This window comes from Burkholderia sp. HI2500 (assembly GCF_002223055.1).
Lineage (GTDB): Bacteria > Pseudomonadota > Gammaproteobacteria > Burkholderiales > Burkholderiaceae > Burkholderia.
Window position 1 is genome coordinate 336,608 of record NZ_NKFL01000004.1, and the last position, 15,995, is coordinate 352,602.

The window sequence follows — 15,995 nt, forward strand, 5'->3', positions numbered from 1 at the left end:
CGGAAAATCGAAATCGGGAGTAACGCGTTAAACGTAGTGCTGTCAGGCATGCCTGCCGTTCAAAGGTGGAACGATATTGGATAGGTATCTTTTGTGCGAATAATGTCTATTTAATTCAATGGGTTGTTGGCTATTTGTGTGGTTTTTTTCAGGTATTGCCAGGAAGCGCGCCCCATTTCATGCCGCAATAATGGGTGTTTTGGGTTGTGCGAGAGTTTTGCGTATCGGATTCTGGGTGATGATTTTCATCACGGATCGGGTCTATTTCAATCGATACGGAAGTCGCGCTGAAGCGTCGATGCCGACGGAGCGCGATGTTATTGACGGAGAAAATCGTGCGCTTGACGCACGAGTGGAACCGTTTCACACCCTGGCCGGCAATCCGTTTTCAATCCGGATGACCGGCGTGCGACCCGCGCACGGCCGGCTGGCCCGGTTCGGCGACCGGGCCACCGTCGCGCTGTCCGGCCGCGCGTGCCTCTTGCGCGAGGCGGCGGAACGCGGAATGATCGATCAGTTCGCCATGCAGCGCGGCGGGCGCCCGTGCACTTCCTTTCCTCACCTTTTACCAGCCATGTCCATCGATTACTCGCCGATTCCCTGTCCCGTCGTCGTGCCGCTCGACGCGATCCTGCCCGAAGAACCGCTGCTGATGATGGGGGCCGGCCCGGTCCCGATCCCGGCCGCCGTCGCGAAGGCGAACACGGTCGTGATCAACCACCTCGGCGCGACGATGGCGAAGATCATCGAGCAGGTGAAGGAGATGGCGCGCTACGTGTTCCAGACCCGCACGAAGTGGGTGCTCGGCGTCGCGGGCCCCGGTTCGGCCGCGATGGAAATGGCGATCTCGAACCTCGCGTGGCGCGGCACGCGCGTGCTGTCGATCCGCAACGGTTTCTTCAGCGCGCGGATGGCCGAGATGGCCACGCGCGTCGGCGCCGACGTCGCGACGCTCGAAGTGGCCGACCGCGCGGTCGCCAGCCTCGACGAGATCGCGGACGCCATCGCGCGCGAGCGGCCCGAGATCGTCACGATCGTGCAGGGCGAGACGTCGAACACCGTGTGGAACCGCGACCTGCGCGACATCGCGGCGCTCGCGAAGGCGGCCGGCGCGCTGGTCGTGGTCGACGCGGTGTGCACGCTGTCGACGATGCCGCTCGAGATGGACGCGTGGGGCATCGACGCGGTGATCACCGGCGGCCAGAAGGGGCTGTCGTCGATCCCGGGCGTGTCGCTGATCGCGTTCTCCGACGCCGCATGGGACCGCATGAAGCAGCGCCCCGAACCGAATGCGCACTGGTGCCTCGACATGGCGCTCGCGGAAAACTTCTGGCACAACGCGGGCTATCACTACACGGCGCCCGTGTCCGGCGTGCTCGCGCTGCACGAAGCGCTGCGGCTCGTCTGCGCGGAGACGCTCGAAAGCCGCTTCGCGCGCCACCTGCGCTGCTCGCTCGCGCTGCAGGCGGGCGTCGAGTCGATGGGGCTCAAGCTCTACGCGCCGAAGGACTGCCGGCTCAATTCAGTGGTCGGGATCGAGACGCCGGAAGGGCTCACGCCGGGAATGGTCTGCGGCCATATCTCGAAGCAGTATCAGGTCGAGATCTCGGGCTCGTTCGGCTTGCCGATCGTACGGATCGGGCAGATGGGCGAGCAGTGCCGCGAACACAACCTGTTCCGCACGCTGCATGCGTTCGGCCGCACGATGGTCGACCTGAAGGTGCCGGTCGACCTGCCGGCCGGCGTCGCGGCGCTCGAACAGGAGCTGTCGCGGCGCGGCGCGTAAGCGGGGAAACGACGAAAGGGGCCGCGCTCAGCGGCCCTGCATCGCGCGCCGGTACGTGTTCGGCGTCGTGCCATGTGCGTCGCGAAAGCGATGGCTGAAGTGGCCGGCGTTCGCATAGCCGCAGTCGGCCGCGATCTGCGCGAGCGGCAGCGCCGTCGTGCGCAGCAGCTCGCGTGCCCGCGCGAGGCGCTGTTCGGCCACCCACGCGTGCGGCGCGCGGCCGAACGACAGCCGGAACATCCGCGAGAAGTGGTACTCGGACAGCGCGGCGACGTCGGCGAGTTCGCCGAGCGTCAGCGGTTGCGTCAGGTACGTGTCGATGTAGTCGCGCACGCGGCGGCGCACGGCCGGTGCGAGCCCGCCGCGGAACGACGTGTCGGTGCGGGTCGTGCTCTGTCCGCGCAGCAGCAGGCTCAGCACCTCGTGCGCGGTCTCGTTCACGCGCAGCCGTTCGTCGGCATCGTCCCAGCCGTCCAGCGCGAGCGAGCGCAGCAGCGCGGCGACGCGCGCATCCTCGAAGTAAGTGCGGTCGGCGAGCTTCAGCTCGCGCGGCTCGCGGTCGAGTTCGCGGATCGCGCGCTGCGTGAAGTGTTCGGGCAGGAAATACAGGTGGATGAAGTGCATCTCGCCGCGCACCCACCAGCGCGATTCATGGTCGCCCGGCAGCGCGCACAGCAGGCTCGGCGCGCCGTAGCGCGGCACGCGCTGGCGTTCGGTCCGGTAACCGCCGTCGAGGTAGCACGACAGCGTGTGGTGGCCCGGCTGCTCGTAGACCGTCTCGCTTTCGTCGGTGATCCGCGTCCATTCGGCGATCGCCAGATGGTCGCCGAGCCACGCGAAGCGCTCGAGCGTCGCGTTCGCGTCCGCGAGCGTGCGGCAGACCGACTGCAGGCCGAACGGCAGATCGCCGCCAGCCAGGGCGGCGGGGTGGTCGACGGGGGGCGCGGAAAGGGAGAGGCTCATGATGGGCCGAGTATAAGCGGGCGCGCGGCGCCGCGTGCGGCGGCCCGAAAAAGACCGCAATTCCGGACAATCGGCGCGCGCCGGGCGGCGGCATAGTCGGGATCCGTTTCACCTGCTTTTGGGATCGTTGCCGCCATGAACCTGTCGCTTTATTTCGTCACCGTGCTGATCTGGGGCACCACCTGGATCGCGATCAAATGGCAGCTCGGCGCCGTGCCGCCGCCCGTGTCGATCGCATGGCGCTTCTGGCTCGCGGCCGCCGTGCTGTTCGCGTTGCTGCGCGTGATGCGCCGGCCGGTGCGCCCGCCGCGCGAAGCGTGGCGCTTTCTCCTCGCGCAGGGCTTCGCGCTGTTCTGCCTGAATTTCCTGTGCTTCTACTATGCGGAGCAGGTCGTGCCGAGCGGCCTCGTCGCGGTGATCTTCTCGACCGCGCCGCTGCTGAACTCGATCAACGGCCGGCTGTTCATGGGCCGTCCGCTGCGGCCGTCGGCGATCGCCGGTGCGCTGCTCGGGCTGGCCGGCATCGCGTGCCTGTTCTGGCAGCAGATGGCCGGCCATCTCGACGACCACGCGACGTGGACGGGGCTCGCGATCGCGTTCGCGGGCACGATGTGTTTCTCGATCGGCAACCTGCTGTCGAGCCGGATGCAGTCGATGGGGCTGCACCCGCTCGCGACCAACGGCTGGGCGATGCTGATCGGCGCGGCAATCCTGACCGTCGGCAGCGTGGTGGCCGGGATGCCGTTCACGCTCGACACGAGCCCGCGTTATCTCGGCGCGCTCGTCTACCTGGCCGTGCCAGGCTCGGTGATCGGCTTTACCGCCTATCTGACCCTCGTCGGCCGGATCGGGCCGGAGCGCGCCGCGTACTGCACGGTGCTGTTCCCGATCGTCGCGCTGGCCGTGTCGACGGTGTTCGAGGGCTACCAGTGGTCGCCGCTCGCGGTGGTCGGGCTGCTGCTGGTGGTGGCCGGCAACCTGGTCGCGTTCGACCTGACGCGGCGGTTGTTTCTGCGGACGGCCTGAGAAGTACGGGGCTGCGCGAACGCACGATCGAGGAAAGGGACGAACGGGCAATACGGTTGACACGGTTGACTTGGTTTCGATTCGGGGCTACGCTTGATCATTCCGGTCGTGACGGGAGGTGATGATGATTGCGCGGGCTCATACGCTGGAAGGGACGGCCGTCGTTCTGGACGTCGAGACGGAGGAAGCGCTGCGCAGCGCTGTCGGCGCGGCGACCATGCTCGGCCCGGATCGCGCGCGGGCGCTGCTCAGCCTGTCTGACGAGCAATTGGGACACCTGTTCAAGGTCGGCATCGCGCAGGTCATCGATCTGGCCGGCACGATCACGTTCGGCATCGCTGCGGCCGCGACGCGCGACAGGAAGCCGACCGCCGGGAAGAAGCGGGCGGCGGGCGTCGTCGCCGATCCGGAGCGGCAGGTGCAGGCGGAACGGCGCATGCTGGTCGCCGACGGCAAGCTGCTGCCTGCCGCGCAGACATGGGTCGGCCTCGGCATGACGCGGCAGGCGCTCAGCAAGGCCGTAGCGTCCGGCCGGATCTTCACGGTCGATGTCGGCGCCGCACAGTACTACCCGGCCTTCTACCTGGCGGGGGACATCGATCGCAAGACGTTGGGCAAGGTGACCCAATGTCTGGGCGGTTTGCCGGGATGGAGCAAATGGCAGTTCTTCACGACGCCGAAGGCGTCCCTGGGCAACGTTACGCCGCTCGTCGCGCTGTCGCGCGGGAAGGTGGATGAAGTCGAGCGTGCCGCCACGGCGTTCGCCGAGCGCTAGGTGGTCGGTTTGCTGACGGCGCCGGGGGAACATTTCGTGAGCGCAACGCTGGTGACTCGCGAAGTTGCGCCGACGGCGCTGGTGCGTATCTCGCGATATGCGACCGGCGAGCCTTACTTCGGACAATCGGGCGGCAATCGCTTCGACGATCCGCGCAAGCGGCGGCGGTACGGCACGAGCTATTTCGGCTTCGATCTGCATTGCGCATTCGCCGAGACGGTGCTGCACGACGAAGTCGCCGATCTGGTGCTGGGCGGTTTTCCGCTCGTGACGACCGAACTCGATCGCTACGTCCTTTCATTTGACGGCGCGCCGCTGACCGTCGCCGTCCTGCACGGCTTGCCGCTGAAAAATCTCGGTGGTGACGGTGCGTTGTCGACCATCGCACCGTACGACGTTCCGCAATTGTGGTCGCTTACCGTCCACCGGCATCCCCGTCGCGTCGACGGGTTTTTGTATATGTCGCGCCATCTCAGCACGTCGGAAGCGCTCGTGCTGTTCGATCGTGCCAAACCGAAGCTCTCGCTCGGGCGCGCCGTTCCATTCAGGCGTCATCCCGATGCGGTCCGCGTATTGCGGGACTTCAACGTACTTCTGCGTTGACACCGCGTGGCGCGGGCGGCAACGCGCCTCCCGCTTCTCATGCCGCCGCGCCGCTTCCCTCGACCCGTGCCTGCCGCTGGTACAGCACCATCGACAGCGCGACGCCCGCGGCAGCCGCCACCGCCGCGAACAGGAACACCTGCGGATAGCCGAACGCGCCCGCGACATAGCCGGCGAGCGGGCCCGTGATGCCGAGCGACAAGTCGAGGAACACCGAGTACGCGGACAGCGCCGCGCCGCGGCTCGCGGGCGGCACGAGCGCGACGGCCTCGACGCCGAGCGCCGGGAAGATCAGCGCGAAGCCGAAGCCGGTCAGCGCGGCGCCGACGAGGGCGATGTGCGGCACCGGCGCGAGCCACAGCAGCAGCAGGCCCGAACATTCGAATGCAAACGACACGATCGCGACGCGGAAGCCGCCGTAGGTCTTGATCGTGTTCGCGAACAGCAGGCGCGCGCCGATGAACAGCGTGCCGAACACGGTCAGCGACAGGGCGGCGTTCGGCCAGTGGCGCGCCGCGTAGTACAGCGTGACGAAGGTCGCGATCGAGCCGAAGCCGGCCGAGCCGAGCGCGAGGCCGAGGCCGTGCGGCAGTACCCGCGTAAACACGCTCGCATACGACATCCGTTCGCCGTGCACGAGCGGCACCGAAGCGATCAGGCGCGCGAGGTAGAAGCCGATCGCGGCCAGCGCGATCACGAGCACGCCGATCAGCGCCGGATTCAGCGTATTCGCGATCGCGACGCCGACCGGCGCGCCGAGCGCGAGCGCGCCGTAGGTCGCGATGCCGTTCCACGAGATCACCTTCGCGTTGTGCGTGACGCCGACCCGGCCGATGCCCCACAGGATCGCGCCGGTGCCGCACAGGCTCTCGCCGACGCCGAGTACGAGCCGGCTCGCGACCAGCAGCACGAGGCTCGCGACCGGCCAGTGCGCGAGCAGCAGCGCGACGAGCAGCAGCACGCCCGACACGCCGCAACCGACCAGCCCGCGCAACACCGTCTGCTTCGGGCCGAGCGTATCGGCCAGGCGCCCGGCCAGCGGCCGCGACGCGAGCGTCGCGAAATACTGGACGCTGATCGCGCCGCCCGCGACGATCGCGGAAAAGCCGAGGTCGTCATGGACGAAGCCCGGCAGCACCGCGAGCGGCAGGCCGATAGTCAGGTAGCAGATGAACGTGAAGCAGACGACGGACACGATTTGCAGCGTGACCGCGAACCCGCTGCGCGGCGGTGTGGCGGAATCGGTTGACATGGGGTCGGAACGAATGAACGAAACGGGCAGAGGACGGCGAAAAAGGGAATCGGGATTTTCCCATGGAACCGGTTTTCACGCAGGTACCATTTAGTTAATCGCGACCTGATTTCGAGGATCCCGGGCGGTCGCGGGGAAGCAGGGAAGGGGCTGGGAGCACCGTGTGGAAAGGCCGTCGGGCCGGCCCGGCGCTCATATCGCGGCAGTTATATGGGCCCCATGCGTGATGGGCTATGGGTTGCGAAATTTGATGGTGATAGCGTGCAAACTGTCAGAAAAACGTCGGTCGAGCGCACAGCGCGGGCCGCCTTGCCCCCCATTTGAAGAACCATCGAGACATGAGTGAGCCGATCCGCTTCTACCATCGTCACGCGATCCGCGAAGTCAGCGGCGCGGACGTTACCCGCACCGTGCTGCAATACCTGCGCGAGGACGCGCATTGCACCGGCACCAAGGAAGGCTGCGCGGAAGGCGACTGCGGCGCGTGCACGGTCGTCGTCGGCGAGCTGACCGACGCCGGCGCGGTCGAGTTCAAGGCCGTCAACGCATGCATCCAGTTCCTGCCGACGCTGGACGGCAAGGCGCTGCTGACGGTCGAGGACCTGCGTCAGCCGGACGGTGCGCTGCATCCGGTGCAGCAGGCGATGGTCGACTGCCATGGTTCGCAATGCGGGTTCTGCACGCCCGGCTTCGTGATGTCGATGTGGGCGCTGTACGAGAAGCACGGCCACGAAGGCTGCGGCCGTGCCGGCACGTGCGCGAAGGCGAAGGACGTGCCGACGCGCACCGAGATCGCCGATGCGCTGACGGGCAACCTGTGCCGCTGCACCGGCTATCGCCCGATCGTCGATGCGGCCGTGCAGATGTTCGACGCGGCCGGCGAAGGTGCACCGGCACCGTCGGCGCCGGTCGACACCGCCGCGCTGGCCCGTACGCTCGCGTCGCTCAAGCGCGACGATACGTTCGACTACACGACGATCAACGGCGCGCGCTTCGCGGCGCCGCGCACGCTCGACGCGCTGGCCGCGCTGAAGGCCGAGCGGCCCGACGCGCGCATTCTCGCGGGCAGCACCGACATCGGCCTGTGGGTCACCAAGCAGATGCGCCGGCTCGACGACCTGATCTACGTCGGCCAGATCGCCGAACTGCAGAACATCGTGCACGGCGACGACTGGATCGAAATCGGTGCTGGCGTGACGGTCGAGAAAGGGTATGCGGCGCTGGCCGGCCCGTATCCGGAACTGACCGAGATGTGGAAGCGCTTCGCGTCGCTGCCGATCCGCAACGCGGGCACGATCGGCGGCAACGTCGCGAACGGCTCGCCGATCGGCGATTCGATGCCGGGCCTGATCGCGCTCGGCGCGCGCGTGGTGCTGCGCGGCGGCGACACGGTGCGCGAGCTGCCGCTCGAGGCGCTGTACACGGGCTATCAGCAGAAGGACATGGCGCCGCACGAATTCGTCGTCGGCCTGAAGGTGCCGACCCGCACCGGCGCACGCGAGAAGCTGCAGTTCCGCACGTACAAGCTGTCGAAGCGGTTCGACTCCGACATCTCGGCCGTGTGCGCGGCGTTCGCGTTCATTGCGGACGGCGACACGATCCGCGAGCCGCGCATCGCGTTCGGCGGGATGGCCGCGACGCCGAAGCGCGCGACCCAGACGGAAGCCGTGCTCGACGGCGCGCAGTGGCACGAAGCCACCGCGCAGGCCGCGATGCAGGCGCTCGAGCGCGACTACCAGCCGCTGTCCGACATGCGCGCGACGAGTACGTACCGCCTCGATACCGCGAAGAACCTGATGTATCGCTTCTGGCTGGAGACGCGCCCGCACGACCCGCTGCCGCCGCAAGCCCTGAATGTGCGTGAAGTGGCCGCCGAACTCGGCACCGACGCGGCGCGCGTCTGAAGACGGAGAACACCGAACATGAACCAGCAAGCAGAACCGTTCCTGAGCACCCTCGACCCGCAAGCCGACGCCGCGCAGGTCCACGTATCGCGCGCGCACGAATCGGCGCACCTGCACGTCAGCGGGCGTGCCACCTACACCGACGACATCCCGGTCGTCGCGGGCACGCTGCACGCGGCGCTCGGCCTGTCGGCGAAGCCGCACGCGAAGATCGTGTCGATGAACTTCGATGCGGTGCGCGCGACGCCGGGCGTGGTCGCCGTGTTCACGGCCGACGACATCCCGGGCGTCAACGATTGCGGCCCGATCATCCACGACGACCCGGTGCTCGCGAAGGGCATCGTGCAGTTCGTCGGCCAGCCGATGTTCATCGTCGTCGCGACGTCGCATGAAACCGCGCGGCTCGCTGCGCGCCGCGCCCAGGTCGACTACGAGGAGCTGCCGGCGATCCTCACCGCGCAGGAAGCGCGCGCGGCCGAAACCTACGTGATCCCGCCGCTGAAGCTCGCACGCGGCGACGCGGCCGCGCGGCTCGCCGTCGCGCCGCACCGCGAGTCGGGCGAAATGCTGCTCGGCGGCCAGGAGCAGTTCTACCTCGAAGGGCAGATCGCGTACGCCGTGCCGAAGGACGACGACGGGATGCACGTGTACTGCTCGACGCAGCACCCGAGCGAGATGCAGCATCTCGTCGCGCACGTACTCGGCGTCGCGTCGCACAACGTGCTCGTCGAATGCCGCCGCATGGGCGGCGGGTTCGGCGGCAAGGAATCGCAGTCGGGCCTGTTCGCGTGCTGTGCGGCGCTCGCCGCGTGGAAGCTGCTGTGCCCGGTGAAGCTGCGTCCGGACCGTGACGACGACATGATGATCACCGGCAAGCGGCACGACTTCCATTACCGCTTCGACGTCGGCTACGACGACGATGGCCGCATCGACGGCGTCGCGCTCGACATGACGTCGCGCTGCGGTTTCTCGGCCGACCTGTCGGGCCCGGTGATGACGCGCGCGGTGTGCCACTTCGACAACGCGTACTGGCTGGGCGACGTGAACATCGCCGGCTACTGCGGCAAGACCAACACGCAGTCGAACACCGCGTTCCGCGGATTCGGCGGCCCGCAGGGGGCGTTCGCGATCGAGTACATCCTCGACGACGTCGCGCGCGCGCTCGATCGCGATCCGCTCGACGTCCGCTATGCGAACCTGTACGGCAAGACCGAACGCAACGTCACGCCGTACGGGCAGACGGTCGAGGACAACGTGCTGCAGGAGCTGCTCGGCGAACTCGAAGCGACGAGCGACTACCGTGCGCGGCGTGCGGGCGTGCGCGAATTCAACGCTCGCAACACGGTGCTGAAGAAGGGCATCGCGATCACGCCGGTGAAGTTCGGCATTGCGTTCAACGTCACGCACTTCAACCAGGCCGGCGCGCTGGTGCACATCTACACCGACGGCTCGGTGCTCGTGAACCACGGCGGCACGGAGATGGGGCAGGGGCTCAACACGAAGGTCGCGCAGGTCGTCGCGCACGAGCTCGGCATCCGCTTCGGCCGGATCCGCGTGACGGCGACCGACACCAGCAAGGTTGCGAACACCTCCGCGACCGCTGCGTCGACGGGCTCGGACCTGAACGGCAAGGCCGCGCAGGATGCGGCGCGCCAGTTGCGCGAGCGGCTCGCGGTGTTCGCGGCGAAGCAGTTCGGCGACGGCAAGGTCGATGCGGCCGACGTGAAGTTCGCCAACGACTTCGTGTGGGTGGGCGGCAACGGCGTGCCGTTCGGCGAAGTGATCGCGAAGGCGTACCTCGCGCGCGTGCAGCTGTGGTCCGACGGTTTCTACGCGACGCCGAAGCTGTACTGGGATCAGTCGAAGCTGCAGGGCCGGCCGTTCTACTACTACTCGTACGGCGCGGCCGTGTCGGAAGTCGTGATCGACACGCTGACGGGCGAGATGCGCACGCTGCGCGTCGATGCGCTGCACGACGTGGGGGCGTCGCTGAACCCGGCGCTCGACATCGGCCAGGTCGAAGGCGCGTTCATCCAGGGGATGGGCTGGCTCACGACCGAGGAGCTGTGGTGGAACAAGGGCGGCAAGCTGATGACGCATGCGCCGTCCACGTACAAGATCCCGACGGTGAACGACACGCCGCCGGAATTCAACGTGAAGCTGTTCAAGAACCGCAACGTCGAGGACAGCATCCACCGGTCGAAGGCCGTCGGCGAGCCGCCGCTGCTGCTGCCGTTCTCGGTGTTCTTCGCGGTGCGCGATGCGGTGGCCGCGGTCGGCGATTACAAGGTGAACCCGCCGCTCGATGCGCCGGCGACCGGCGAGTCGATCCTGCGTGCGGTCAGCGCGGTGCGTGCGGCACGCGCCGGTCAGGCAGGCTGAGATGAAACGCCTCCCACGCTCACTTCGTTCACTGTCCCCCGAGGGGGTGGTCAGCCTCCTTGGTGCGGCCCGGCGGAGGCCGACATGAACGGCCCCGCCCGCTCGCTCCGCACCGCGTCGACTCCGGCGTTCGCGCCGGGCACCGGCCAGCGCAACCGCGCGACCGGCACGCCCGCGCCGATGCACATCGTGCTGTTCGGCGCCGGGCACGTCGGTCACGCGCTCGTCACGCTGCTCGGCGCGCTGCCGTGCGTCGTGCAGTGGGTCGACACGCGCGACGAGCTGTTCCCGGACGAATGTCCGCCGAACGTGCAGCCGGAGCCGACCGACACGCCGGAGGCGGTCGTCGACGCCGCGCCGCCCGGCGCGTACTTCCTCGTGATGACGCACAACCACGCGCTCGACTTCTCGCTCGCCGCGCAGATCATGCGGCGGCGCGACTACGCGTACTTCGGGATGATCGGTTCGCGCACCAAGCGCGTGAAGTTCGAGCGCCGGCTTGCCGCGCGCGGCGTCGATCCGGCGCGGCTCGTGGAGATGGTGTGCCCGATCGGTGTCGCGGGCATCGTCGACAAGGCGCCGGGCGCGATCGCGGTGGCCGTGTGCGCGGAGCTGCTGCAGGCGCGCTCGGGCATGCCGGTGGCCGACGCGAAGGCCGCCGCTTCGGGGCGTGTGCGCGACGACGTGTCCTGCGCGCGGTAGCGCCGCGCGGCCAGCGCGGGGCCGCGCGATTTTGCATACACTGCACGACGACGCGCGGCATCCGGCCGCGCCTTACCGTGCACGTGCCATGTCCGATCATCAGGTTTATCTCGACGCGCTCGATGCGAGCCTCGTCGCCATCGAGCGCTGGCTGTCCGGCGTCGATGCCGCGCCCGAGGCGCTCGATGCGCTGCTCGCCGCGTTTTCCGCCGAATTCACGATGATCCTGACCGACGGCCGCGTCGTCGATCACGACGGTACGCGCGCGCTGTTCGAAAAGCTCGCCGGCGCGAAACCGGGGCTGCGCATTACGCTGTCGGACACCCGCGTGCTCGCGGCCGATGCGTCGCATGCGACCGTGACCTATCTCGAAGCGCAGCACGCAGCATCGGGCGAGCTGCCCGCGCGCCGTTCAACCGCCGTGTTCGAGCGCGACGCGGCGGGTGTCGTGCGCTGGACCCATCTGCAGGAAACCTTCTGCACGGCCTGAACTCGAGCGGCCGCGCCGCGCTTTGTGCCGCGGCTCAGCGCTTGCGGCTGCGGGGAACCGTCAGCTCGTCGGACACGCTCTGCATCAGCGCGCACAGCCACGCGATGTCGGTCGGGCGGTCGGGCTGCGGATGCGTGAGCAGGTAGCTCTTGATGCGCGGGAACGGCACGGGCGGCGTGACGACCACGAGCGGCAGCAACTGCGCATAGTGCGTCGCGAAGCGGCGCGTCGTCGTGAAGATCAGGTCCGACTGCAGCAGCACCTGCGGCACGATGCCGAAGTAGGGCAGCGTCGTCACGATGCGCCGCGTGAGGCGCGCGCGTGTCAGGCCGATCTCGATCGCGTTGCGCTTGTCGCCGGTGTAGGGCGTCGGCGCGACGTGCGCGGCCGATGCGTACGCTTCACGCGTGAGCGGCACGCGTGCGAGCGGGTGCGCATCGCGCATCAGGCACACGATCGTGTCGGAGAACAGGTCCTGGCGCGCGAACTGCGGGTCGGGCTTCGGCCAGTTGCCGATCACGAGATCGAGCGCGCCCGATTCGAGCGCGCCCGCGTGGTCGAGCGCGGGATTCAGCGAATCGATTTCCAGATGGGCATGCGGCGCCGCGTCGCGAAAGCGCTCGATCAGCGTCGGCATGAAGAAATCGTTCAGGTAATCGGGTGCGGCGACGCGGAACGTGCGCCGTGCGGACGACGGATCGAAGTCGCCGTGCGGCGTCGCGATGAAGTCGACCTCGCGCAGCGCGCGCTGCGCGGCCTCGAGCAGCGACGCGCCGTATTCGGTCGGCACCATGCCGGATTTGCCGCGCACGAGGATCGGGTCGTTCAGCGTCTCGCGCAGCTTGCGCAGCGCGGTGCTGATCGCCGGCTGGGTCTGGTTCAGCCGCAGCGCGGCCTGCGTGACGCTGCGCTCGAGCAGCAGCGTGCGCAACACGCGCACGAGCCAGATATCGAGCGAGGCGGTACGGTCGTCTTCTTCCATCGTAGGCGGGGATTGCGGGGAAGCGTAACCTTACCGCAGCCGCGCATTGGCGTGCGTGATACCGGCCATCACACACGGCCCTTCGGCAGCGCGCTGATCCGCTTGACCTCGCGCGATTCGAGCCAGTTCGGCGTGCGCGCGCAGTACAGCACCATCGGCAGCGCGTCCTCGCCCCAGAACAGCTGCTGGTTCATCCAGAACGTCGGCACGCCGAACACGCCGAGCGCGATCGCGTCGTCGGTGTTGCGGCGCAACTGCGCGCTCGTCTCCTCGAATTCGATCAGCTCGTCGCCGTGGCCGACGCCGACGCGCTCGCACAGTGCCGCGAAGCCTTCCGGCGTCGACGGGTCGTTGCCGTCGTGCCAGATGAAGCGGAACATTTCCAGCACGGTCGCGATGTCGGCGCGCAGCGCGATCGCGAGGCGCAACACCTTGTCGGAATCGAACGGATGGGCGGGCGGCATCTTGAAGCGGATGCCGAGCTGCTCCGCGCGAAACAGGGCGTGACGGTACGTGAACACGCGCTTGGCGGGCACGTCCGCGCTCGAGCGTTGCCCCCAGTGGCGCTGCAGGTCGGGCAGCGACACCGCGACGGGCTCGAACGGCACGTCCGGCCATTTGTCGAGCTGTTCGAGGAGCAGGTAGGAGAACGGCGACACGAAGTCGTAGAACCAGGCGGGTTGGGCGGTGTCGAGGCCGGTTGTCATGGCGATCTCCAGAAGGTGGGGCGTGCGGCGCCTGGCGGCGGCCTCCATGTTACGCGGCGGCGCGCGCATGCAGCAATGATCGCGGATCGTCCGCTCACGCGGAACCGGGAGTCGCCCGGGGGGGCGTGCCGGCCGGCGGCGCGGCTTCGGCACGTGCCTGCGGCGGGCCGCCGGCGCCCGGCGGGCTGGCCGGCGTGTCCTGATCGTGCGCGGTGAGCCGTTCGCGCACGAAACCGATGTGCTCGCGCAGCACGTAGAACTGCCCGGCATAGGCCAGCGGCATCTTCATCCGGTTCACGGCTTCCTCGATGTCGTCGAGCTCGTCGAGCAACTGCACGCGCTCCTCGGCCGTGTGCTCGCCGAGCGCGCTGCGCTCGAGCGCGATCAGCGCGCCGTACCAGCGGTAGATGCGCGAGCGCACGCGCCAGCCGTACAGCGACGGCACGAGCCGCAGCCCGGGGATCAGCACGACGATCAGCGGCACGACCACGACGAGCAGCCGGTCGACGAGGCTCGCGACCCAGAACGGCAGCCGCCGGTACAGGAAGGTCTTGCCTGATTTGTAGTAGCGCGCGGCGTCGTCGGAGAGCTGGAAGCCACGCGTGACGGGCGACGGGAATTCACCCGCGTGCTGCAGGATCGTCGCGTGGCCGTGCACCTCGCGCGCGGCCTCGATCAGCAGGTCGGACAACGCGGGGTGCAGCGAGTCGCGCGCGACGAGTTCGATGGTCGGCGCGACCGTGTGGATGTCGGCGGGCGGCAGGTTCCGGCCGAGATCGTAGACCCCCATCGGCAGCGTGATCGCGGTCAGGTACGGAAAGCGCCGCGCGTACGCCTCGGCCTGCGTGAACGAATACACGTGCACGCCCGGCGCGCGGAACAGTTTCGCCATCACCGGGATCTGCGTCGAGTCGCCGGACAGGAACGCCGCGTCGATCTTGCCGTCGAGCAGCGCGGTGGCCGCGTCCTCGCCGGCGGTCGGCAGCAGCTCGGTCGAGCCGCCCGGCACGATGCCGTTCATCTTCAGCAGCGCGAGGCTCAGCTCGCGCGCGCCGCTGCCCTCCGCGCCGAGCGCGAGCCGCTTGCCCTTGAAGTCGGACAGGCGCGCGACGACCGGGCCGCGATACATGATCGCGAGCGGCACGTAGCCGATGCTGCCGAGCGACACGAGGTGTTCGTCGCGCTCCTTCGGGCCGATGCCGCTCTGCACGAAGCCGACGTCGACCGGCGCGTTCGGGTTCGACAGCCGCGCGAGGTTCTGGGCAGACCCTTCGGACGACTGGACGTCGAGCGTGACGCCGTTCTTCGCGAGGATCGTCTTGTATTTCTGCGCGGCGTTCCAGTACGTGCTGCCGGGCGGCCCGGACGAGATCACGAGCGTGGACGGCGGGGCCGGCTGGATCAGCTTGACCGCGAGCCAGACGGCCGCGCCGGCGAGCAGCACGGTCGGGCCGATCGACAGCGCGAGGTCGCGCCACGATACCGCGACGAAGCGGGCGAGGATGCGGCGAGGCGGGCGAGGGCGGGCTGGCTTCATGGGGGCGGCGGATGACGCTGGCGTGACGTATCGGTGACGATCGGACGGTTGTCATGGACGACGCCGATGCTCGCGGCGATGGTACCCGGTTTCACCGGGCGTGCGCGAGTGGGGCGGCCTGGCGCGGCCCCGCGGCGACAGTGGCGGGCGGCCCCGCGTCAAAAGCTTTGCGCTTCCGCGGGCGCTGGATTACATTGTGCGACGCAGCCGCGCCCGATTTGCGCGCGACCCGGCACGCAATGAGACCGGGCGCGTTCGGCCGGCGGCTGTCCGGCCCGGCCGGCCCGCTTTCGCGTGCGCCGGCCGCCAGCCCGTCTCGCCTCTCTCGTATCGCCGTGGAAAACACCGGCTGTCCCGCCCGTTCGCGCGCGGGCCGGCTGTTTTTGGGGGTAATCGGCCGTACTGTGCACGGCCGTTCCGGAGTGATAAGGAGATAGCATGAAGTCGATCGTGTTGAGAGCGTTGGGCGTTGCCGCCGTGGCGGCCTGTCTGTCGGGCAGCGTGTATGCGCAGTCGAGCGATGCCGCGGCAACGGAAGCGCCCGCGGCCGCGACCAGCGCGCCGAAGGCCGCCGCGAAGACCGCGAAGAAGGCGAACCGCAAGCTTGGCTATGCGGTGCGCAAGGCCATTACGAAGGCGGGCGGCATCGACGTGGCGAACATCGTCGTGCGCTCGAAGGGCGGCGCGATCACGCTGGAGGGCACGGTGCCCGACCAGGCCCAGATCGACAAGGCGGAAGAGGCGGCGAAGGGCGTGAGCGGCGTGACGTCGGTGTCGAACAAGCTGACGGTTCAGCAGCAGTAACGCCGGGCGACGGCGCGTGAGCGCCGCATGCGCCCGTTTTCAGGCGGGCCCCGGCATGCCGGGGCCCGTTTGCGCTTGAGAG

Annotated in this window: 14 protein-coding genes; 9 read left to right on the top strand and 5 right to left on the bottom strand. The window is 68.6% G+C overall.

Annotated elements, in window-relative coordinates:
* The first annotated feature begins 574 nt into the window (after positions 1–574).
* Positions 575–1,786 carry a pyridoxal-phosphate-dependent aminotransferase family protein gene (locus CFB45_RS04060; RefSeq protein ID WP_089424620.1) on the top strand — a complete coding sequence of 404 codons (1,212 nt, stop codon included), beginning with the start codon at positions 575–577 and terminating at the stop codon, positions 1,784–1,786.
* A gap of 27 nt (positions 1,787–1,813) precedes the next feature.
* On the opposite strand, the gene CFB45_RS04065 is transcribed toward CFB45_RS04060, so the two are convergent.
* Positions 1,814–2,749, bottom strand: a complete 936-nt coding sequence (locus CFB45_RS04065; protein ID WP_069247267.1) for a helix-turn-helix domain-containing protein — start codon at positions 2,747–2,749, stop codon at positions 1,814–1,816.
* A gap of 135 nt (positions 2,750–2,884) precedes the next feature.
* On the opposite strand from CFB45_RS04065, the gene CFB45_RS04070 reads away from it, so the two are divergent.
* The 3 genes from CFB45_RS04070 to CFB45_RS04080 all read left to right on the top strand — a co-directional run bounded on the left by CFB45_RS04070 (position 2,885) and on the right by CFB45_RS04080 (position 5,153).
* The gene (locus CFB45_RS04070; RefSeq protein ID WP_089424621.1) at positions 2,885–3,775 is read left to right on the top strand and encodes a DMT family transporter; all 891 of its coding nucleotides are present in this window, start codon (positions 2,885–2,887) and stop codon (positions 3,773–3,775) included.
* A gap of 124 nt (positions 3,776–3,899) precedes the next feature.
* Positions 3,900–4,550, top strand: coding sequence for a hypothetical protein (locus CFB45_RS04075; protein WP_089425856.1), 651 nt, complete (start codon positions 3,900–3,902; stop codon positions 4,548–4,550).
* A 36-nt stretch (positions 4,551–4,586) separates the two neighbouring features.
* Positions 4,587–5,153, top strand: a complete 567-nt coding sequence (locus CFB45_RS04080) for an RES family NAD+ phosphorylase (protein WP_256978117.1) — start codon at positions 4,587–4,589, stop codon at positions 5,151–5,153.
* Positions 5,154–5,190: 37 nt separating this feature from the next.
* Here the strand turns inward: CFB45_RS04080 and CFB45_RS04085 are convergent, their stop codons facing one another.
* On the bottom strand, positions 5,191–6,405 hold the full coding sequence (locus CFB45_RS04085; RefSeq protein ID WP_089424622.1) for an MFS transporter: 1,215 nt from the start codon (positions 6,403–6,405) through the stop codon (positions 5,191–5,193).
* Positions 6,406–6,743: 338 nt separating this feature from the next.
* Here CFB45_RS04085 and xdhA point away from each other — a divergent pair, with 338 nt between their 5' ends.
* From xdhA to CFB45_RS04105, 4 genes are all read left to right on the top strand, one after another.
* Entirely contained in the window at positions 6,744–8,309 is a 1,566-nt protein-coding gene (xdhA, locus tag CFB45_RS04090; protein ID WP_089424623.1) for a xanthine dehydrogenase small subunit, read from the top strand.
* Positions 8,310–8,327: 18 nt separating this feature from the next.
* Positions 8,328–10,691, top strand: coding sequence for a xanthine dehydrogenase molybdopterin binding subunit (gene xdhB / locus CFB45_RS04095; protein WP_089424624.1), 2,364 nt, complete (start codon positions 8,328–8,330; stop codon positions 10,689–10,691).
* 84 nt (positions 10,692–10,775) lie between these two features.
* Positions 10,776–11,393 (top strand): xanthine dehydrogenase accessory protein XdhC, encoded by a 618-nt coding sequence (gene xdhC, locus CFB45_RS04100; RefSeq protein WP_089424625.1) that lies wholly within the window; start codon positions 10,776–10,778, stop codon positions 11,391–11,393.
* A gap of 88 nt (positions 11,394–11,481) precedes the next feature.
* Positions 11,482–11,883: a polyketide cyclase gene (locus CFB45_RS04105; RefSeq protein ID WP_089424626.1), complete on the top strand. Its 402-nt coding sequence runs from the start codon at positions 11,482–11,484 to the stop codon at positions 11,881–11,883.
* A gap of 34 nt (positions 11,884–11,917) precedes the next feature.
* Here the strand turns inward: CFB45_RS04105 and CFB45_RS04110 are convergent, their stop codons facing one another.
* The 3 genes from CFB45_RS04110 to CFB45_RS04120 form a co-directional block, all read right to left on the bottom strand.
* Positions 11,918–12,865: a LysR family transcriptional regulator gene (locus CFB45_RS04110; RefSeq protein WP_089424627.1), complete on the bottom strand. Its 948-nt coding sequence runs from the start codon at positions 12,863–12,865 to the stop codon at positions 11,918–11,920.
* A 68-nt stretch (positions 12,866–12,933) separates the two neighbouring features.
* Positions 12,934–13,572 (bottom strand): 2-hydroxychromene-2-carboxylate isomerase, encoded by a 639-nt coding sequence (locus CFB45_RS04115; RefSeq protein WP_089424628.1) that lies wholly within the window; start codon positions 13,570–13,572, stop codon positions 12,934–12,936.
* A gap of 94 nt (positions 13,573–13,666) precedes the next feature.
* Positions 13,667–15,109 (bottom strand): TAXI family TRAP transporter solute-binding subunit, encoded by a 1,443-nt coding sequence (locus CFB45_RS04120; RefSeq protein WP_089424629.1) that lies wholly within the window; start codon positions 15,107–15,109, stop codon positions 13,667–13,669.
* Between the two features lie 438 nt (positions 15,110–15,547).
* On the opposite strand from CFB45_RS04120, the gene CFB45_RS04125 reads away from it, so the two are divergent.
* A complete protein-coding gene (locus CFB45_RS04125; RefSeq protein ID WP_089424630.1) occupies positions 15,548–15,913 on the top strand; it encodes a BON domain-containing protein in 366 nt (121 codons plus the stop codon).
* Positions 15,914–15,995 lie beyond the last annotated feature (82 nt).